Origin of the sequence: Mycobacterium sp. UNC410CL29Cvi84 (genome assembly GCF_000686745.1) — a bacterium.
In the GTDB taxonomy this organism is placed as follows: Bacteria; Actinomycetota; Actinomycetes; order Mycobacteriales; family Mycobacteriaceae; genus Mycobacterium; species Mycobacterium mucogenicum_B.
Genome location: NZ_JMLM01000020.1, coordinates 44938 through 64506 on the forward strand (window position 1 = coordinate 44938; position 19569 = coordinate 64506).

At 67.3% G+C, this 19569-nt stretch carries 20 protein-coding genes; 7 read left to right on the plus strand and 13 right to left on the minus strand.

Features of this window, described 5'->3' with window-relative positions; all coding sequences use genetic code 11:
* Nucleotides 1–223 precede the first annotated feature (223 nt).
* From BR47_RS0123790 to BR47_RS0123815, 6 genes are read right to left on the minus strand one after another with little or no spacing between them, the layout of a single operon-like run.
* On the minus strand, nucleotides 224–1789 hold the full coding sequence (locus BR47_RS0123790; RefSeq protein WP_029121007.1) for a radical SAM protein: 1566 nt from the start codon (nucleotides 1787–1789) through the stop codon (nucleotides 224–226).
* Nucleotides 1786–2241, minus strand: coding sequence for a hypothetical protein (locus BR47_RS0123795; protein WP_177127424.1), 456 nt, complete (start codon nucleotides 2239–2241; stop codon nucleotides 1786–1788). The genes BR47_RS0123790 and BR47_RS0123795 overlap by 4 nt, the downstream gene beginning before the upstream one ends.
* On the minus strand, nucleotides 2222–3022 hold the full coding sequence (locus tag BR47_RS0123800) for a prolipoprotein diacylglyceryl transferase (RefSeq protein WP_029105843.1): 801 nt from the start codon (nucleotides 3020–3022) through the stop codon (nucleotides 2222–2224). Before BR47_RS0123800 ends, BR47_RS0123795 begins: the two co-directional genes overlap by 20 nt.
* Nucleotides 3023–3057: 35 nt before the next feature.
* Nucleotides 3058–4164: an NDMA-dependent alcohol dehydrogenase gene (locus tag BR47_RS0123805; RefSeq protein WP_029121009.1), complete on the minus strand. Its 1107-nt coding sequence runs from the start codon at nucleotides 4162–4164 to the stop codon at nucleotides 3058–3060.
* Nucleotides 4165–4177: 13 nt separating this feature from the next.
* Entirely contained in the window at nucleotides 4178–5113 is a 936-nt protein-coding gene (locus BR47_RS0123810) for an alpha/beta hydrolase (RefSeq protein WP_020104150.1), read from the minus strand.
* An 11-nt stretch (nucleotides 5114–5124) separates the two neighbouring features.
* Nucleotides 5125–6621: a flavin-containing monooxygenase gene (locus tag BR47_RS0123815; protein WP_029121010.1), complete on the minus strand. Its 1497-nt coding sequence runs from the start codon at nucleotides 6619–6621 to the stop codon at nucleotides 5125–5127.
* A 125-nt stretch (nucleotides 6622–6746) separates the two neighbouring features.
* On the opposite strand from BR47_RS0123815, the gene BR47_RS0123820 reads away from it, so the two are divergent.
* A complete protein-coding gene (locus BR47_RS0123820; protein WP_029121011.1) occupies nucleotides 6747–8006 on the plus strand; it encodes a PucR family transcriptional regulator in 1260 nt (419 codons plus the stop codon).
* A 3-nt stretch (nucleotides 8007–8009) separates the two neighbouring features.
* Here BR47_RS0123820 and BR47_RS0123825 read toward each other — a convergent pair whose 3' ends face one another.
* Both BR47_RS0123825 and BR47_RS0123830 read right to left on the minus strand, forming a co-directional pair.
* Nucleotides 8010–9137, minus strand: a complete 1128-nt coding sequence (locus BR47_RS0123825; RefSeq protein WP_029121012.1) for a sensor histidine kinase — start codon at nucleotides 9135–9137, stop codon at nucleotides 8010–8012.
* A complete protein-coding gene (locus BR47_RS0123830) occupies nucleotides 9134–9856 on the minus strand; it encodes a response regulator transcription factor (RefSeq protein ID WP_029121013.1) in 723 nt (240 codons plus the stop codon). The genes BR47_RS0123825 and BR47_RS0123830 overlap by 4 nt, the downstream gene beginning before the upstream one ends.
* Nucleotides 9857–10009: 153 nt before the next feature.
* Here BR47_RS0123830 and BR47_RS0123835 point away from each other — a divergent pair, with 153 nt between their 5' ends.
* The 3 genes from BR47_RS0123835 to BR47_RS31280 are packed head-to-tail and all read left to right on the plus strand — an operon-like array spanning nucleotide 10010 to nucleotide 11212.
* Nucleotides 10010–10468 carry a DM13 domain-containing protein gene (locus BR47_RS0123835; protein WP_029121014.1) on the plus strand — a complete coding sequence of 153 codons (459 nt, stop codon included), beginning with the start codon at nucleotides 10010–10012 and terminating at the stop codon, nucleotides 10466–10468.
* On the plus strand, nucleotides 10468–10965 hold the full coding sequence (locus BR47_RS0123840) for a DoxX family membrane protein (RefSeq protein WP_020104156.1): 498 nt from the start codon (nucleotides 10468–10470) through the stop codon (nucleotides 10963–10965). The genes BR47_RS0123835 and BR47_RS0123840 overlap by 1 nt, the downstream gene beginning before the upstream one ends.
* A 1-nt stretch (nucleotide 10966) precedes the next feature.
* A complete protein-coding gene (locus tag BR47_RS31280) occupies nucleotides 10967–11212 on the plus strand; it encodes a hypothetical protein (protein WP_020104157.1) in 246 nt (81 codons plus the stop codon).
* A gap of 25 nt (nucleotides 11213–11237) precedes the next feature.
* Here BR47_RS31280 and BR47_RS0123850 read toward each other — a convergent pair whose 3' ends face one another.
* On the minus strand, nucleotides 11238–12332 hold the full coding sequence (locus BR47_RS0123850) for an NmrA family NAD(P)-binding protein (RefSeq protein WP_020104158.1): 1095 nt from the start codon (nucleotides 12330–12332) through the stop codon (nucleotides 11238–11240).
* 66 nt (nucleotides 12333–12398) lie between these two features.
* The gene (locus BR47_RS0123855) at nucleotides 12399–12839 is read right to left on the minus strand and encodes a MarR family winged helix-turn-helix transcriptional regulator (RefSeq protein ID WP_020104159.1); all 441 of its coding nucleotides are present in this window, start codon (nucleotides 12837–12839) and stop codon (nucleotides 12399–12401) included.
* A gap of 141 nt (nucleotides 12840–12980) precedes the next feature.
* On the opposite strand from BR47_RS0123855, the gene BR47_RS0123860 reads away from it, so the two are divergent.
* Complete coding sequence (locus BR47_RS0123860) at nucleotides 12981–14219, plus strand: oxygenase MpaB family protein (RefSeq protein WP_051128624.1); 1239 nt, start codon at nucleotides 12981–12983, stop codon at nucleotides 14217–14219.
* Nucleotides 14220–14223: 4 nt separating this feature from the next.
* Here the strand turns inward: BR47_RS0123860 and yhjD are convergent, their stop codons facing one another.
* From yhjD to BR47_RS0123875, 3 genes are all read right to left on the minus strand, one after another.
* Nucleotides 14224–15246: an inner membrane protein YhjD gene (gene yhjD, locus BR47_RS0123865; protein WP_020104161.1), complete on the minus strand. Its 1023-nt coding sequence runs from the start codon at nucleotides 15244–15246 to the stop codon at nucleotides 14224–14226.
* Nucleotides 15247–15321: 75 nt separating this feature from the next.
* On the minus strand, nucleotides 15322–16350 hold the full coding sequence (trpS, locus tag BR47_RS0123870; protein ID WP_020104162.1) for a tryptophan--tRNA ligase: 1029 nt from the start codon (nucleotides 16348–16350) through the stop codon (nucleotides 15322–15324).
* Nucleotides 16351–16414: 64 nt separating this feature from the next.
* Entirely contained in the window at nucleotides 16415–17131 is a 717-nt protein-coding gene (locus BR47_RS0123875) for a GntR family transcriptional regulator (protein ID WP_020104163.1), read from the minus strand.
* Between the two features lie 100 nt (nucleotides 17132–17231).
* Between BR47_RS0123875 and BR47_RS31285 the strand changes: the two genes are divergently transcribed.
* Together BR47_RS31285 and BR47_RS0123885 are read left to right on the plus strand one after the other, a co-directional pair.
* Nucleotides 17232–18641: a sugar porter family MFS transporter gene (locus BR47_RS31285; protein WP_036421723.1), complete on the plus strand. Its 1410-nt coding sequence runs from the start codon at nucleotides 17232–17234 to the stop codon at nucleotides 18639–18641.
* Nucleotides 18641–19543 carry an N-acetylglucosamine kinase gene (locus BR47_RS0123885; RefSeq protein ID WP_051634966.1) on the plus strand — a complete coding sequence of 301 codons (903 nt, stop codon included), beginning with the start codon at nucleotides 18641–18643 and terminating at the stop codon, nucleotides 19541–19543. Before BR47_RS31285 ends, BR47_RS0123885 begins: the two co-directional genes overlap by 1 nt.
* Nucleotides 19544–19569 lie beyond the last annotated feature (26 nt).

The window sequence follows — 19569 nt, forward strand, 5'->3', positions numbered from 1 at the left end:
AATGTGCAGTTTCGGTACGGAATCTACGGCTTTGAGCGGCAAAAGCTGCACGTTCGGCGTAGGCCCGCTCTCCACGACGGTCAGCAGTCCGCTGAATCTCCTGCACCCGCTGGGCACTCGACAAGCAATTGATCTCGGCGACTTGAGTGCGAACTGACGTCGCGAAAGTGCGAGTGAGCAGGTGCGCAGATTCGCAGTCAATGCCACAACCACGAGCCAACCCTCAAATCACCGTGAGCGGCAGCGCCTTTCCCACGTCGGTACCCGCGGCGATCGACATCCGCTGGCGCCCCAGCGCCGGCCACGCCTGTACCGCGCAGAACGGCGCGCACTGGTCCTGGTCGGACCGCGTGCCGACATGGACGCAGCACTGCACCAGGCGCTCTTCGATCATGGTCGAGATGTCCATGAACGGTTTGACGGTGATGCGAACCACCCGCTCCCCCAACAGCTTCCGCACGCGGTTCTTTCCGCCCGGCAGCGCCGACGACGCCAGCGCCAGCAGCGTCGGCATGCCCAGATCGCAGTTCTGGCAGATGGTTCGCCACACGTCGCCGATCCCGGGGTGCGACAGCGAGGACTGCTCGGACAACAGCCCCAGGAGCGATTCCCGGACCGCCAGCTGCAGTTCCTGCGGCAGCTCGCTGTCGGCAATCCTGTTGGATACCAACCCGAGTCGTTCTTTGAGAATGTCATGGCCGATCAGCGAGACCAGCGACCGCCAGTGCCCCGAATCGTCGCGCAGCACGTAGCCGACCGAGCAGCAGTGCGGATGCGAGCACGGCAGCGCGGTGAGGTCCCCCCAGGTCACCAGGCCGGCGGTCTGCGGGCCGAGCCTGCTCAGCACACCGGTGTGTGTCAGCCGGTCGTGCGCATCCAGGTTGCCCGACCGCCCCGAGCCGAACTGCGGCTGAATGGTGATGCCGCCGACGTAGGGGGTGTCCAGCGCCAGCTGCACCATGTCGCCGATCTCGTTGTCGTTGACGCCGAGCGCGGCGGCCATCACCAACGTCGTGAAAATCTGGTGCTCCGAAAGACGCTGCAAAGCCTGCTTTTTCAGCTTGCGGAGGTCGCCGCCGCGGTGGTGCCGGTGCGCCGTCTCGGACAGCCCGTCGTACTGCAGATACACCTCGACGCGGTGCCGGTGGGCGCTGAGGAGCTCCAGGAGGGCATCGTCCGTGGCGATCCGGATGCCATTGGTATTGACCAGGATTCGGGTGATGGGCCGGCTGGTCAGTTCGCCGAGTAGTTCGGCCAGATCGGGATGCAGCGTCGGTTCCCCGCCCGAGAGCATCAGCACGTCCAGCCGCCCGTTCTCCCGGGCCAGCCGCTGATCGACATTGGCCAGCACGTCGGCGACGGGCACCACATTGCGCAGATCGGGCGACGAATCGGTGAAGCACGTGGGGCACCGCAGATTGCAGACCTCGGCGATGTCCTCGAGCAGGATGCACGTGTGCTGGGTATGCATCTCCGGCAGCCCGCGCAGATAGGCCGACGGGATCGGATCGAAATTGCCTGCCACATCGGGCATGTGGGCCTTCGTCGGAGCGGTCCACTCCTCCAGGTACGCCAGAATCTCGGGGCTCTCGTCGTACAGGGTGCTGATCAGTCCATGAGTCGGGCAGCCCCGCTCCAGCCATACTCTCCCGTCGCGCTCGACGAGTCGGCCGGACAGCCGTGCCACATCGGCGAGCGGCCGTTCCGGAGCGTCGTGGTGGCAGCGCGGGCAGTAGGCCGTGACGTAGCGCAGGATTCGGTCGCCGCGCAGACCCATCCCCGCCGTCATGTGTACATCGTCGGGTTGAGACCGGTGCAGTATCCGACGGTCAGGATCGAGGTGAGCGCCCAGCCGATCATCAGGCCGAGGCCGAGCCCCTTGGACGCCGGGTTGCCGGTCTTCCACAGCGCGAAGCCGCCCCCGAACGCGACGAGTGCCAGCGCCACCGCACCCAACGCCAACAAGAACTTCCCCTGATTGGCGATCATCACCGTGACGAAGCCGATGCCGACGTTGATCACCGGAAAGATGAGAACCCCGCTGATGACCCCGCCGACCGAGATGGCGTTGGGGTTCCGCGGCGGCGGATAGCCGTACTGCTGCGGGTACTGCGGGTATTGCGGATACTGCGGCGGATATTGAGGGTATTGGGAGTATGGCGGGTGCTGCGGCGGATTCTGGCCCCGCGGCACACCGTCCCCGGGCTCATCGTCTGGATAATCAATTGGCGGCTGGGACACGGTCGCCCTCCTTGTCTGCAGACGAAATCCGGTAGTAGCCACGGCGGTAGCCGCGCCACACCCGAAAACCCAAGAGCGCCAAGGACGGCAGCAGCACCCATTGCGGCCGCGTCAGGTCCAGCCACACTGTCTCGTTGGCGCGCACGAACTCCACGAAGAAGCGGAACACCGCGTAGGCCGCCACGTAGATGACGAACAACTCACCGGGATGGGTGATTCTGGGGCGCAGCCACATGAGCACGGCGAAAGCCGTCAGCTGGAACACGATTTCGTACACGAACGACGGGTGCATGGCCAGCCCGGCCACGCATCCGGGGCACTCGGGGGTGCTCGCCGGAGCATGTACGCCCCACGGCAGTGTCGTCGGGCGGCCGGGCGCCTCCGTGAGCAGGCAGCCGATTCTGCCGATCGCCATCCCCAGGGCGACCGCGGGAGCGAACAGGTCGCCGGTCTTACCGCGATATCCGCCGAGCCGTTTGGCGATCAGCACACCGACGTAGGCGCCGAGCAGGCCGCCGAGGATGCTCTTGGACCCGTACTCCCACGCCTGCGCGACCGTGGGGTTGGCGCTGAAATCGAGGTGCCGCGCCAGGCCCGACGCCCGCATGCCGATCGCCCCGCCGACGAGGGCACCGGTGACGGCCACGAGCGACTGCTCGTTCACCGCGCCGCGGCGCCGCGCCTCGTGGACGAACACGAGGACGGCGGCGAGGACCCCCAATCCCACGAACAGACCGTGGACCGGTACCTGCACCGGTCCGATCTGCCACTGCGGGATCATCGCGATCACAGTGGCAAACCTACCGGCCGGAATCGTCAGTGCACGATGATCCCGCGAATGTTCTTGCCTTCACGAAGATCTTGATAGCCCTGGTTGACCTCTTCGAGGGTGTATCGGGTTGTCACCAGGTCGTCGAGTTGCAGCTGGCCGTCGTTGTAGAGCCGCAGCAGGCGGATGATGTCGTACTGCGGGTTGGCGGAGCCGAACAACGAGCCGCGAATGGTCTTCTCGAACAAGGTCAACTCGAGGCCCGAGACGTGGATCGTCAGCTTCTCGGGGTTGGCCATACCGATGACGACGACCGTCCCGCCCTTGCCGATGGCGCTGAAAGCCGATGTGACGACGTCCTCGTCCACGGTGCCGACGCAGATGATGGCCTGATCGGCGCCCTGCCCCCAGGACAGTTCGGTGATCTTCTCGGCGGCGGCCTCGGCGCTCGCAAAGACATGCGTCGCACCGAACTTCAGCGCCGTATCGCGTTTGAACGGCACCGGGTCGACGGCGACGATGTACTTCGCGCCGGCATGCGCGGCGCCCTGGACGGCGTTGATGCCGATGCCGCCGATGCCGTACACGACGGTGATGTCGCCGGGCCGCACGTTGCCCGCATAGGTGGCGCCGCCCCAGCCGGTCGGCACACCGCAGCCGACGAGCACGGCGGTCTCCAGCGGCAGCCAGTCGTCGACCTTGACCACCGAGTGCTGCGAGATGGTGGCCTTCTTGGCGAACGTGCCCAGCATGCACATGGCACCGAAATCCTTGCCGCCCTTGTGGAATCGGAACGAGCCGTCCGGCATGGAGCCTTCGAGAATCGTCGCGCCCATGTCGCACAGGGCCTGCCGGCCGGTCGAGCAGTATCGGCAATGGCCGCAGCTCGGGATGAAGCTGCACACCACGTGGTCTCCGGGCTTGACCTTGGTGACGCCGGGGCCGACGTCCTCGATGATGCCGGCGCCCTCGTGCCCACCGACGATGGGATAGCGCGGCGGGAGGTCACCATCGGACAGGTGCAAATCGGAGTGACACAGTCCGGCGGCGGTGTAGTTGATCAGCACTTCGCCCGGCCCGGGGCCGTCGAGATCGAGTTCCATGATCTCGAAGGGCTTACCTGGCTCAAGCAGGACGGCTGCGGTGGTCTTCATCGGTCTGTTCCTTTCAGGCTGAGTGGGTAACGTGGCGGTGCCCTTGAGCCGGGGCCAGATCGCGCTGCAGGAAGTCGAGCTGGTCGGCCAGAACCCGCTGCTGCCAGGGACCGTCGTAGAAATCGAGGTGGTCTGCGGGGTACTCGCGCAGCTGCGCCCAGTACCCGGCGCGGCGGGCCGCCTTGCGGGCGGCTGCGGCCGGCGCGATGCGGTCGTCGGTGCCGGGCTGGACGAGGATCGGGCACGACAGCTTTCCGGCTTTCGTGATCGGCCGGTTGAAGGCGACGCCGAGAGCGTGCCGGCCACGCACCTCGTTGCGCCACGTCGGCCCGGCGACGGGCAGCCAGGCCTCCTCCGAACCCGAGGTGGCGATCACCGCGGACGATCCGGGTTGCCCGACCACCGGCACCATGTGCGCGGGCCGTCCGCGCGCCGCGCTCAGCACGTCCCGCAGCGCATTCACGCTGGCGCGCAACAGATATCCGGCACCGCAGTTGCGGACCAGGTGGGCCAGCGTGGCCCTCCCGTCGACGGCCGGATTCATCGAGATGACGGCCGCGATGCGCTGGTCCCGGGCCGCCACGGCGATGACGTGGCCACCGGCGTACGACGTACCCCACAGCACGATCCGGTCCGGGTCCACCCCGGGCAGGTGCCGCGCCGCGGCGATGGCGGCGTGATAGTCCTGCCGCTGGCGGCCAACCGAAACATCCTGCCGGGGAACACCTTCGGACTCACCGAACCCGCGGTAGTCGAACACCAGCACGTCCAGACCGGCGGCGGCGAACGGCTCGGCGAAGCCGAGCAACGCGGTGTCCTTGGTACCGCTGAAGCCGTGGGCCATCACCACGCACGGCCGGCCGGACTCCCCGGCCAGCGCATCGGTGGCAGCGGGCAGATGCCAAGCGGCACAACGCACTCCGTGGCTGTAGAAGTAGAGCTGCTTCATGAACGATCTCCCTACGAGGCGTACGCGACGGTCTTGACGGACGAGAACCGCAGGCCGGGATCCTCGACGGGCCCGCCCCGCAGCCGCTCGGCATCCATCTCGTAGGCGTGCTTGACCAGCCATGAACCGCTGTCGCCGCTGCGGGGGAACTGCTGGATGCCGCGCTGCACGTAGCCCGACGACAGGTCCATCAGCGGGCCGCGTGCCATGTCGGGGTTCTCGACCACCGGCACGACGACGTCGTGTCCATGGGCGTCCATGTGGTCGAGCATCCGGCAGAAGTGCTCGCAGACCAGGTCGACCTTCAGCGTCCACGCGATGTTGGTGTAGCCCATCGCGAACGCCATGTTGGGTACGTCGGACACCATCATGGCCTTGTACACCGTGTGATCGGGCATGTTGAGCACCTGGCCGTCGACGCTCAACTGTATCTTGCCGAACAGCGACATGTTCAAACCCGTTGCGGTGACGATGATGTCGGCCTCCAGCTCCTGCCCGGACTGCAGCAGGATGCCGCGCTCGGTGAAGCGCTCGATCTGATCGGTCACGACCGAGGCCTTGCCGGTCCGGAACGCCTTGAACAGGTCGCCGTCGGGCACCATGGCCAGGCGCTGCTCCCACGGGTTGTAGCGCGGGGTGAAGTGGGTGTCGACATCGAAGCCCTTGGGCAGCTGCCGCGCGACGTTGGCGATCAACAGCTTTCGCATGATCTTCGGGTACTTCTGGCAGAGCTTGAACAGCCCGCGCGCCGTCGCGATGTTCTTGCGCCGCACGATCGGGAAGGCGCGCTCGTGGCCGAGCACCGTGTTCAGCGCATTGGTGATCGGGTCCGCGGCCGGCACCGACAGCACGTAGCTCGGGGACCGCTGCAGCATGGTGATGTGGGCGGCCTTGTCGGCCATCGACGGGATCAGCGTGACCGCCGTCGCGCCGCTACCGATGACGACGACCTTCTTTTCGGCGTAGTCCAGATCCTCCGGCCACAGCTGCGGGTGGATGACCGGGCCCGCGAAATCCGCCTTGCCCGGGAAGTCCGGGACGAACGGCTTCTCGTAGTCGTAGTAGCCGGTGCCGAGGAACAGGAAGCGGCCGGTGAACGTCGTCGTGTCCTCGCCGTGCGTGGTGGTGACGGTCCAGCGTCCGGTGTCGGAGTCGAAGTTCGCGTTCTGCACGTGCTCGCCGAACCGGATGTGCTCGCCGATCCCGTTCTCGTCGACGGTCTGCTGCAGGTAGTCGAGGATGATGTGGCCGTCGGCGATCGACTTGCGGTGGGTCCACGGCTTGAAGCCGAACCCGAAGGTGGGCATGTCGGAGTCCGAGCGGATGCCGGGGTACTTGTGCAGACTCCACGTGCCGCCGAGGGCGTCACGCCCCTCGATGACCAGGAACGACGTCCCCGGGCGGTTCGCCTTCAAGTGATACGCCGCGCCGATGCCGGAGATGCCGGCGCCGATGATCAGTACGTCGACGTCCTGCGTCTTCGACCGCTGCGTTGAGGTGATGGACACGGTGTGGCTCCTGACGGGTGGACAGCTTTTTGTGATGGCACTCACGCTATGGACGTCGCCGGATGCATAACAGGTGCGACGGCCCAGTACTCGACCCGGGATATGTGCCGGGGCATACTTCGTTGATGGCCGCCGAGACACCATCACCTGAGGTCATCAACCTCATGGGCGATGTCGCCGAACTGATGCTGGCCGAGCTGGACGACCTGGTCGCCGAGATGGACGCTGCCGAGATCGAGCTCTCCCCCGCCGCCGGCTCGGACGCGGCCGTGCTGGCGGACACCTCCGCCAGCAACCGGGCCAACGCTGCGCGGGTGCTGTCGATGCTGGCCCGTAGGGAAGCCAAGCCCGCCCCTATCGACATCCCGCCCGAGGCCCTCGATGTCGCCCGCACGATTGCCCGCCGCGGGTTGGAGCTCGATGTGCTGTTCCAGTCCTACCGGCGCGGACAGAACGTGGCGTGGAGTCGCTATATGAAGCACGCCACCCGGCTCGTCCCCTCCGGCCCGCTACTGCTCGAACTCCTGGAGGAGTCCTCTCAACGCCTCTTCGCGTACGTCGACACCGTGCTCGGGTGCGTTGTCATCGCAGCGCAACGCGAACGCGAGGAGGTACTCGGCGGCGCGATCGCCCGCCGCGCCGAGACGATCCGGCTCATCCTGGACGGCGCCGCGATCGACGCCGGGCGGGCCGGTGAGCGCCTGGGTTACGACCTCCGCCAGCGCCACACCGCACTGGTCCTGTGGACGCCGCCGCACGGTGACGTCCAGGGTGCGCTCGAATCCGCCGCGGCGGTCCTGGCGCGGGCCGCGGGCACTCGTCCGCCGTTGACGCTGTCTGTCGGTCCCTCGACGTTGTGGGCGTGGCTGGGCAGCAGCGCCGAGCCCGCCGTCGACGCGCTGTCCGACGCAATAGAACAGGCGCAGAACCACATTCGCGTCGCGGTGGGACCGACGCGGCCCGGCATCACCGGCTTTCGCCGCTCGCACCAGGCGGCACTGTCGATCCAGAGTCTGCTTGCCGGGCACCCCGGCGGCGCGCGGGTTGCGCTCTTCCGCGACCTCGAAGTCACCGCGCTGGCGGCCCAGAACACCGACCGCGCAGCCGAATTCGTCGCGGCGACGCTGGGGCCGCTCGCGGAGGACACCCCGGCGGCGGCCCGCCTGCGCGACACGCTGCGGGTGTTCCTCGACGAGGCCGAGAACGCTCCCCGCGCCGCCACGCGACTGCACACCCACCGCAACACCGTCCTGCAGCGGGTGGCCCGGGCCACCGAGCTGCTCGGCTACCAGCCGGGGGAACGCCGGCTCGCGATGGAACTCGCGCTGGAGCTGGCGCACCAACTCGGTCCCCGTGTGCTCATGTCGGCGCCGCAGGGCGCCTAGCCATCACGTCGTCGGCAGCGTCACGTCCAGCCGGAATCCGCCGGGCACGTGGGCAGCCGACACCTGGCCGCCGTGCGCTTCGACGATGCCCCGCACGATGGCCAGACCGATGCCGGCGCCCGAGCCGTCGGCCTCCGGGGTGCGGGCCTGAGTACCGCGCCACCCCATGTCGAACATGCGCCCGAGATCGTGCGACTGCACGCCGGGCCCCTGGTCCAGCACGGTGAGCACGATCCGGTCGCCGTCGAGGTGGTGGGCCGAGACCTGGATCTCGGAATCCTCCGGCGCATGCCGGATGCTGTTGACCAGCAGGTTCGCCACCACGCGGGACAGCTCCCCGGGGTCGGCGTACAGCACCTGATCGGTCATTTCCGCGTGCGTGATGGTGATGCCGCGGGTGGCCGCGAGGGCCTGCATGTCGGACACGACGTCGGAGACGAGGTCCAGGAGCACCACCGGCTCCTTGCTGAGCTTGAGCATGCCGCTCTGGATCTTGGACAGCTCGAACAGCCCGTCGACCATGCCGTTGACCGCGTCCACCTGATCGCGGATCTGACGTATGTAGTCGGCCGGCTCGTCGACCACGCCTTCCTCGAGGGCCTCGGCCATCGCCCGCATCCCGGCCAGCGGTGTCCGCAGATCGTGTGAAACCCAGGCCACCAGCTGACGGCGTGATGCGTCGAGCTGCTCGACCTCGGCGCGGGCCGCCGCCAGCTGTGCGGACGACTGCGCGAGCTGACTGGACAGTTCGGCGAACTCCCGCGAACTGTCGAGGTCCGCTGTGACGACCTCGCCACTGCCGATCTGCCGGGCCGCGCGTTGCAGCCGGGCCAGCGAACGTCGCAGCCGTCGCAGCATGAACCCGGCGGCCAGGCCCGCCATGAGCGCCGAGATGGCGAGCACCGCCAGCAGCACCTGCAGGTCGTGCGACGACAGGTACATCTCGATCGAGATCGCCACCGTAGAGGCGACGATGGCGACGATCGTCGCGCAGATCAGGACCGACACCTGCGTCCCGATGGATCCGCGCCGATTGAGCTGCATGACGAGGACGGCCGCACCCGTGGCCACGGACGTGCAGATCAGGGCCGTCACCGCGATGATGACGAGGTCGGCCGCACCGAGGATCATGACGACCGTCCCGACGGCGTGAACCGGTACCCCGTGCCCCACTCGGTGCGCAGGTAGACGGGATCGCGTGGGTCGGCTTCGATCTTCTCGCGGAGCCGCCGGATGTGCACGGTGACGGTCGACGCGTCGCCGGCACTCCAGCCCCACACCTCGCGCAACATCTCGTCGCGTGAAACCACGCGGTCGGGGTTCTTGAGGAGGAAGAGCAGTAGTTCGTATTCGCGTCCGGTCAGCTCGACATCGGCACTGCCGCAGGTGATCCGGCGCATCGTCGGGTCGATTCGGAACCGGCCGACGACAAACGGGGCAAGCGGTGACTGGTGGGAGACCCTGTGTCGCAACAGTTTCGAGATCCGCAATTGCAGCTCCCGCAGCGCGAACGGCTTGGCCAGGTAATCGTCGGCGCCGAGTTCGAGGCCGTCGATCCGGTGCCCACTCGCCCCGAGGGCGGTCAGCATGATCACCGGAACGTCGGAGCGGGTGCGAATCTCGCGCAGCAGGTCGTCGCCCGACAGCCCGGGCAGCATGCGGTCGAGCACGAGCACGTCGGGCGTCGAGCGCTGCACGGCGTCCCGCGCGGTCTCCCCGTCGGAGAACTCGTCGATCCGAAAACCTTTGGCGCGCAGGTACGCCGCCACCGCGGTCCGCACCCGCTGGTCGTCTTCGACCAGCACGACGTGCGCGCCGCCGCCGTCGTTGGAGCTCACGGGCGCATCCATATCGCACCTCTCATGATGCTGAGCCTAGACAGCCGGCGGGGTATCGGTCCGTTTCTTACGGTTCTGAAATCTCTGTCGAATGCCCGCCGGGCGCTCCCTAACTTCATCGGCGACGGGGTGATCGGCATCCCGCGACGCTCGAAGGAGTTCCACATGGTCATCAAGCCGATCGCAGCGACAGCCGCTGCGGTGTTCGCACTGACGCTCACCGCCTGCGGGGCGAACGAGATGAAGTCGGCCGGTTCGTCCAGCCCCTCCAGTTCCGCCATGACCTCCGCCATGACCTCCGCGATGGCCCCAGCGAGCTCCGCCGCGCGCACGGGTCACTTCACCGGGCTGAACGGCAAGCACGTGGCCGGCACCGCGACCGTGACCGGCACGAATCTGGAGTTCGCCGAATTCTCGTCCGACGAGGGCCCGGACCTGCACGTGTACCTCACGAAGGGGTCCACCGAGGCCGATGTCGCGGCGGGCAAGGAGATCGCCGCCATCAAGTTCGACCAGGCAACGCAGTCGTTCCCGCTGTCCGGCATCGACACCATGGGCTACACCACCGTCGTCATCCACTGCGACAAGGCGAAGGCAGTCTTCGGCGCTGCCTCACTCATGTGATGTCCGATCTGATGACCACCCGCGCACTGACCACGCGCGACCGCGCCGACCTGGCCGCGTCGATACTCTTCGGCGCGGTCCGGGTCGGGCTGGGACTGCTGTGGCTGCACGAGGGCTACGTGAAGCTGCGGGCGCATTTCGGCAGCGCGGACATCCTGCTGGTCGTCGACGGCGCGTCGGCGAATTCGCGTGTGCCGGAATACTTTCGCTTCGTCGCCGAGCACCTGCTGCGGCCGACGGCCGACCTGGCCGGCATCATGACCCCGCTGACCGAAGTGACGCTGGGTCTGGTTCTGATCCTCGGCGTGTTCAGCACGCTGTCCGCGGTCGTATCCGCGGGATTGCTCGCCGTCTACTGGAGCTCGGATCAACTCATCGCCCAATATCCGATCATGGCGCTGCTGAGCGTGGGCGTTCTTGTCGGACAAGGATATTCGAACCGCTGGTCGATCATGACGCTGGTGCGCCGGCGATCGACCCACCAGGAAGAGGGCTGACATGAAAGCAGTACTCGTCGGATCGGGAATGGCGGCGCTGGCTGCCATCGTGATGTTTCAGGCGCCGGCGGCATCGGCGGCGTCCGCCGAAGGGGCCATCAACGACCTGCGGGCCGCGGGATATCTGGTGCAGCTCAACCAGACACCCACGGCACCGCTGACGGCCTGCACGGTCGGCGGCGTGCGCACGCTGGAGGGCGGCACCCCGTCGGCTCTCGTCGACATCGTGTGCCCTGACGGCTGCTGAGTACCGCGGCGCGCCCTGACCGGGATCAGAGCTTTCCGCTGCGCAGGTCTTGGAGGCTCTTCAAAACGGCCGAGTCCCGTGTCCAGTTCTCCGGCTGGACGCGCTCCCATAGCCCGCCCTTCCCGGCCGCTCTGCCGAGCTCGTCCTCGCGCCGGAACCACTGCTCGGCAGACCGAATCCGATTCGGGTGGATTTCGTCCAGCAATGCGTAGTCGCGCTTGATGATGCCGTCTTTCCACAGGTGCCAGAAGCCGGTGAAGTTGTCGCGAATTGTCATGGTGCTCGGGTCATTCGGGTCGGCGTTGTATCCGGTCGGGCTCGCGGCAGCGTGGCGGAGCGAACCCTGCCGCCAGTAGCCGTCAATGTCGGTGTCGACGTATTGCGCGGGATGCCCGGTAACTGCTTCGAACGCCCGCGCAAGCTCGTGATACGAGATGTGGTCCACGGCGACCTCGAGGTCCATGCCATTGGAGCGGTCGGTGTTGTCGAAGAGCCAGCGGACGTAGTAGCCGCAATCCTCGAGCGAGACATGGGGCACCGCGCCGTCGCCGAGTGGCACGCGCCAGGTGACGACGCCGTCCTCCACACTGGGCGCCATGGGGGTCAGGGGCGAGATCGTCATCTCGATGTACGGACCCGTCGTGAAGATCGCCGCGCCCATCCGAGCCGAATTCGCCTGATTTTGCAGCAGGATCCATTCGGCGATGCGCCCCTTGCCGTCGTAGTGCCCGACCCGGTACTTGGAGTCGTAGCCGGCCTTCTTCAGCCCGTAGTCGAGGTTGCCGTACACGAAGAATCTGATGCCCTCTTCGAGGGCGATCTCGTAAGCGCGCATGGCCCAATACATCTCGGTCTTCTCACCGGTGTTGAATCCGTCGATGTTGACGAACGCGCCGTCGCACCCGCGAAGGCCCTCTCGCAGTAGCGCTTCGTCGGTGAACGTGCCTTCGAGTGCTGAGACGTTCGGCAGTTCGAGCAGCGATTTGGCGCGTGCACTCGTGGCATCGCGAGTGAGAAACCGGACGGCATACTTCCCGTCCGCGACGAGGTCGCGGACGACCGGGATGCCCTGGGCCCCGGTCGCGCCGATCATGAAGATCTTCGACGTGGGATGTGACATGACAGCTCCTCTATTTGGTGTATATACAACATTTGGGCATCGACGGAAGCCGACCCCAACGATTTTTTACTCGCCGACCGACCGCACGACGTTGGTCGCGAGCGTCCGGACCGCCTCGACGCCGCCGGACCCCAGGAGTTCGGCGGCCTCCTGTTGCGCCTGTCGCCACGCCGGCATCACGGTCTCGATCTTCTGCCGGCCCGCTGCGGTCAGCGCGACCTCACGCACCCCTTTGGCGTTCGCGGAGACCGCGTCCACCCAACCGTGTTTCATCAACAGACCCAGGTTGCGGCTGACGGTCGACCGCTCCAGCTGCAGCACCTCGCCGATCCGGGCCGGCGAGCAGGGGCCCATCTTCCCCAGCGACGCCATGAGATTGATCTGGGCGATGCTGACGCCATGCTCTTCGAGGGCACGGTCGTACAGGCTCGTCACCGCCCGGCCGAGCAGCCGGACGCGAACCGCCAGGCAATTACTGGCGACCTCATCGACGACAGAGTGGACCATGTCGCCATTGTTGCATATACACCATTGGTGAGCAACGAACGGCCGCCGAACCGGGCGACCGAAACGGTCACCGCAAACTTGACAGGCGTCAACCGGGTGCTACGTTCACTGGACGCACCGACAGGTATCGACAGGAGGACCGTGCCTGCACCGTCAGCATTCCGGTGGCCGGAGGCACGCGAGGCCGGGCCGCACGCCCGAATCCGCAAGGCGGTCAAACGAATCACCCGTTTCGACCTGTTCCCCCGCGACGAGATCGTCGATGGTTACGCACGCCTGCTCACCACCGGCGACCCGGTTGCCGAGCGGTTCGTCGACGAGACCTTCCTCGGCGATCTCGGGCCGCAGCAGTCCCGCGCGCTCCTGAACAAGGCACTCGACCTCGGCATCGATCAGGTGCCGGAGGCCCCGGATTCCATGCGGCAGCTGTTCGCCGAATTCGAGGTGATCCCCGACTGGGTGGACCCGGAACTGATCGAGCAGGGCGCCGCGGTATGGCGCCGCTGGGGCTACACCCTGGGCGCCATCGGCAATGCGGGCACCCTCGACACGTACACCGAAGGCTCGCTGGCCGTGCCGCTCTCGCTCTCGGGCGGATACGCGGGCGCGTCGGCGCTGAACCGCTACCTGGAGACCACCCGATGGTGGATCGAGGTATGCCGCCCCGGTGCGGCCCTGACTCCGGGCTCGCTGGGCCGACGCATCTCGATGCAGGTCCGGGTGATGCACGTCAGCGTCCGCCTGCGGGTGGCGGAAAACGCGGAATGGGACAGCGCCCGCTGGGGGCTGCCGATCAGCCAGGCCGAGATGATGCTCACCCTGCTCGGCGGCAGCGTCGGCCCCGCACTGGGTCTGTACTCACTGGGCTACCTCACGTCGCCGCAGGAAATCCGCGCGGCCATGCATTTCAACCGCTACCTCGGCCATCTGGTCGGGGTGCAGTCCGAGGTGTTCCCCAAAACCGTCGCCGACGGGGTTCGGATGCTGTATCTGTTCGACGCCACCAGGTCGCATGACTCCGGCGCGGCCGGTACCGAATTGGTGGAGTCGTTCGTCCCGTCTTTCGCGCCCCGCGAGGACCAGACCGGGCTGCAGCGGTGGCGCGCCAAACTACATCTGCACATCCAGTCCGGCTACACCCGACTGTTCATGCTGCCCTGGAATCGCAAGCAGTACCGGTTGCCGTCGCCATGGCTGGGGTTGACGCTGCTACTGGCCCGCGCGCCCTTCGTCACCGTGCTGGAGGCCGCCCGCCGGGTCAGCCCAGCCGTCGACGCGGCCTGGCAACGACGCTCGGTGCAGGCCTGGGAGCGCTGGCAACGCTGGGCCTCAGAACACAAGCCCGAGCAGTACATCGCCACCAACCCGTTGCGACGCTGAGTTCCTAGCGGCGGCGGGTGAGCCGCGAAAGACCCAGTCCGCCAAGCAGACCCACGGCCGCACCGATCGCCGCACTGTTCGCGTCGACGCCCTCGCGCTCGCGGTAACGGGTGACGATCGCCGCCGGTCCGGGCGGCGCCACCGGCGCCAGCGCCATGGTGTCCGCGGCCGTGGCCGCCCACGCCGTGGAGAACAGGATCAGCCGCGCGGTGACGTAGGCGAACACCATCAGGCCCAGCACGGGACCGAACGTCGCACCGGCCGGACCGTGCATGACGGTCCGCAGGTAGATCGATGCGACCTGCTTGAACAGCTCGAAGCCCACCGCGGCGATCAGGGCCGCACGGGCCGAGCTGCGCAGGCTGACCTTCTCGCGCGGCAGCCGGGCGATGATCCAGGTGAACATCAGCCACGCCACGAGGAACGACACCGTCAACGACGCCACCCGCAGCAGCACGCCGAGGCCCGGCACGTGCCCGACGCCGAACCAGTGCAGGACCGTCGTCATCAATCCGGTGTCGCCGAGGGCGGTCAGGCCGATGGTGACGACGATGGCCAGGAACGCCGAGACCAGCGCCAGCAGATCGGACAGCTTGGTACCCAGCCAGCCATCTGGTTCGCTCTGCTGCTCCCACATCTCGGTGAGGGCCTTGCGCAGATTCGCCATCCAGCCCAGGCCGGCCCACGCCGCGGTCGCCAGGCCGATCACGCCGACCGAGGTGCGCGATTTCACGGCCGAGTCCATCAGTCCGACCAGCTGGTTACCGAAGTCGCCCGCGACCGCGGACCGGATGTGCACCTCGAGCTCGGCCAGCAGCTCCGGCCGGGACGCCAGCACGAAGCCACCCACCGCAAAACCGACCATGAGCAGCGGGAACAGCGCGAATACCGTGAAGTAGGTGATGCCGGCGGCATAGAAGTCACCGTTGCACTGCTGGTAGCGGTCCTGGGCCCGCATGATCCGATCCAGCCACGGATGCCGCTGACGCAGTCGGTCGAGTAGGCCCGGCTGGTCCGAGTCGGTCATTTTCGGCAAACCCCCTTGTCTGCCGAAAAGCCTAGTGTGCGCCGCCCCGGGTGTCCCGGCGCGGCGTCCGCAATGTCAGCGCAGACGCGGCAGGAAGCCCAGTCGGTCGTTGACGCGCTGCAGCGTCTTGGACGCCACCTGCTCGGCGCGCTCGGCACCGGCGGCCAGCACCGATTCCAGCTCAGCGGGGTCAGCCAGCAGCTCGTCGACCCGGTTCTTGATCGGGGTGACGTACTCGACGACGGCCTCGGAGGTCTCCTTCTTCAGGTCGCCGTAACCGCGCCCCTCGTAGCCGGCCACCAGCGCGTCGATGGCGGTTCCGGTGACCGCGGACTGGATGGTCAGCAGGTTGGAGATGCCGGGCTTGGCCTCCGTGTCGAACCGGATTTCGCGCTCGCTGTCAGTGACCGCCGAGCGAATCTTCTTGGCGCTCTTGGCCGGATCGTCGAGCAGGTTGATCAGCCCGGCGTCGGTCGCGGCCGACTTGCTCATCTTGGCGGTCGGATCCTGCAGGTCGTAGATCTTGGCGGTGGCCTTGGGGATCATGGCCTCGGGCACCACGAAGGTGTCGGGGAACCGCGCGTTGAACCGCTGCGCGAGGTCGCGGGCCAGTTCCAGGTGCTGCCGCTGATCCTCACCGACGGGCACCAGGTCGGTGTCGTACAGCAGGATGTCGGCGGCCATGAGCACCGGATAGGTGAACAGGCCGATCGTGGTGGCGTCGGCGCCCTGCTTCTGCGACTTGTCCTTGAACTGCGTCATCCGCGAGGCCTGACCGAAGCCGGTGAAGCAGCCCAGCAACCATGCCAACTGGGTGTGCTCGGCGACGTGGCTCTGCACGAACACCGTGCTGCGGGCCGGATCGATACCGAGGGCGAGGTACTGCGCGGCGGTCACCAGCGTGCGGCGGCGCAGCGTCTCGGGGTCCTGCGGGACGGTGATGGCGTGCAGGTCGACGACGCAGAAGAACGCGTCGTAGCCGTCCTGCAGGTGGGCCCAGTTCTGCACCGCGCCCAGGGCATTGCCCAGGTGAAGCGAGTCGGAGGTGGGCTGTGCCCCGGAAAAGACGACGCGCTTGTCCGCGCCTGCACCGCTGTTGCTCATGATGGCTTCGATTTTCGCACTGCTGTCATCCGGTTTTGTCCGGGGCCGGTTCGGGACCGGCGGTTCACGCCCGCGCGACGAAGCGGAACCGGTCGCCGCGGTACACCGAGCGGGTCCATTCGACGACCTGTCCCGACGTGTCGCGGCTGGTCCGGTGGACCAGCAGTAAGGGTTGCCCGGTCGCGATCTGCAGCAGTTCGGCCTGGTCCGGGGTCGCCATGGCGGTCTCGACGGTGTCCTCCACCGAGTGCACGCCGCGGCCGTAGCAGTCGCGCAGGGCCGCGTACAGCGACCCTTTCTCCGCGAGCCTCGCCTCCAGCCGCGGCAGCGCGCCGGGCAGGTGCGCCTCCTCGAGCGCCAGCGGTTCACCGTCGACGAGGCGCAACCGGGTGAGGAGCCGAATCCGCTCCCCCGGTTCGATCTCGAGATGTTCGGCGACGGTCTTGTCCGCTCGCATCTGCTCCAGCCCCAGAATCTGTGAAGACGCCTGCATCCCTTCGGCTTTCAGGTCGTCAGTGAGTGACGACAGCTGCCGAACGTGGACGACCTTGGGCGGCGCGACGTAATTTCCGCTGCCCTGCGTGCGGCGCAGCACACCCTCGCCGGCCAGTTCGGCCAGCGCCTTGCGCAGCGTGGTGCGGGAGGTACCGAGCTGTTCGGCCAGTTGCCGTTCCGGTGGCAGCGACATGCCCCGGTCGAGTCCGGCGATGAGATCCGCGAGGGCGAGCTTGACCTGGAAGTACCGCGGCGCGGCGGCGGTCGGGGCGGCTGCTTCAGACATCAGATCGATTCACCTCTTGACGGCCTTATTGGTATATGCCAATCTAGCACCTACCAAATTGGTATAGACCAATTTCCACTCCAGCGAGAGGACTCCGCGCGTGGGCACCACCAAAACACCGAGAACATCGAGACTGGGCCTACTCGTGGGAGTCGCCGCGGCGAGCGTCGGCGTCATCTACGGCTACGACCTGTCCAACATCGCCGGCGCGATGCTGTTCATCCCCAAGGAGTTCGATCTCGACACCGCGGGCGTGCAGTGGATCACCACCATGGTGGTGATCGGCGAGATCGCGGGCGCCATCGTCGGCGGCTGGCTCGCCAACAAGATCGGCCGCAAGAAGTCGATGGTCCTGGTCGCCACCACCTACGCCGCGTTCGCGTTGATGTGCGCAATGTCGGTCTCGGTGCCGATGCTGATGACAGCCCGCCTGCTACTGGGCCTGACCATCGGCGTCTCGGTGGTCGTCGTCCCGGTGTTCGTCGCCGAATCGGCACCCGCAAGCATCCGCGGGTCACTGCTGGTGGCCTATCAGGTGGCCACCGTCATCGGCATCATCATCGGCTACCTGGCCGCCTACGCGTTGGCCGGCTCCGGGAGCTGGCGGTGGATGCTGGGTCTGGCCGCCGTGCCCGCCCTCGTGGTCGCCGTCGTCCTGATGCGTATGCCCGACACCGCCCGGTGGTACATGCTCAAGGGCCGGGTCGCCGAAGCGCGCCGCACGCTGGCGATGGTCGATCCCGACGCCGACATCGATGCCGAAATCCAAGAGATCGGCCGTGCCCTGCACGAAGAACGCGGCGGCACGTTCCGCGAGATGCTGCGTCCGCCCTACCTGCGGGCGACGGTGTTCGTCGTCGTCCTCGGCTTCTTCATCCAGATCACCGGCATCAACGCCATCGTCTACTACAGCCCGAAACTGTTCGAGGCCATGGGTTTCCACGGCAACTTCGCCCTGCTGGTCCTGCCCGCCCTGGTGCAGGTGGCCGCCCTCATCGCGGTCTTCATCTCGCTGGTGCTCGTGGACCGGCTCGGCCGGCGGCCGATCCTGCTGGGCGGTATCGGCATGATGATCGCCGCCAACGCACTGCTCGTCGGGGTGTTCCTGGCCGGATCGAACTTCGGCGGGGCGCTGACCACGCTGGGCTTCATCGGCGTACTGCTGTTCACTGTCGGCTTCACGTTCGGGTTCGGTGCCCTTGTCTGGGTCTACGCTGGAGAGAGCTTCCCGTCCCAACTGCGCTCGATGGGCTCCAGTGCGATGCTGACCTCCGACCTCGTGGGCAACGCGATCGTCGCCGGCTTCTTCCTCACCATGCTCCAAACCCTCGGCGGCTCCGGCACATTCATCGTGTTCGGCGGCCTGGCCGCGCTCGCCTTCGTCTTCGTGTATCGCTTCGCCCCGGAGACCAAGGGCCGCCAGCTCGAAGAGATCCGGCACTTCTGGGAGAACGACGGCACCTGGCCGTCGGGCACCGACATCGAGCAAGCTGACGCGCAGGCCGCCTGATGACCGTCATCGGACTGGACATCGGCGGCTCCAAGACCCAGGCGGTTCGGGTCGAGAACGGCAACGTCGTCGCCGAAGCCCTCGCCGGCAGCGCGAACATCTCGTCGGTCGGCGTCGAAGAAGCCGGACGCCAGCTGGACGTCATCCTGCACCGGTTGGGCGCCAAGGGAATTCAAGCGGTCTGCGCGGGCGCGGCCGGTGTCGAGACCCCGGCCGGCGAAGCTCGGCTGCGCGACCTGCTCGCACAGCGGCTGCCGTGTGCGCGGGTCCGGGTGGTGCACGACAGCCAACTCATCCTGGCCGCCGCCGGCGTGCGCGACGGCATCGCCGTCATCTCCGGCACCGGATCGGTGGCCTTCGGTCGGCGCGGTGGACAGCAGAGCCGCACCGGCGGGTGGGGATACCTGCTCGGCGACGAGGGCAGCGGCTACTGGGTGGCGCGGGAAGCGGTGCGGCGCAGCATCGCCCGGATCGATCGCGGCGCGCCGGCCGACCGGCTGGGCCAGCAGCTCGCGGCCGACTGCGGGCTGCAGTTCCCCGGCCAACTGCTCGATCACTTCTACGACCAGCCCGACCGGCGGTACTGGGCCGGCCGGGCCCGCGTCGTGTTCGAACTGGCCAGTGACGGTGACCGAGTGAGTCGTCAGATCGTCGACGAAGCCGGCACCGCCCTGGCCCAGCTGGCGGTGTCCGTCGGCACCCGGCTGGATTTCACCGGGCCGGTGGTGCTGGCCGGTGGCCTGGCGGTCCACCAGCCGGCCCTGCAGAAAGTGGTGCGGCAGCGCCTGATCGAGCGGCAGTTCACCGATGTGCGGGTGCTGGCCGTCGACCCGGTCCGCGGCGCCGTCGAACTCGCCCAACGACTACTACCGCATTGTGACCCAGACAAGGAGAAGAAGTGAGCCCCGATCACACGTCCCCCGGCCAT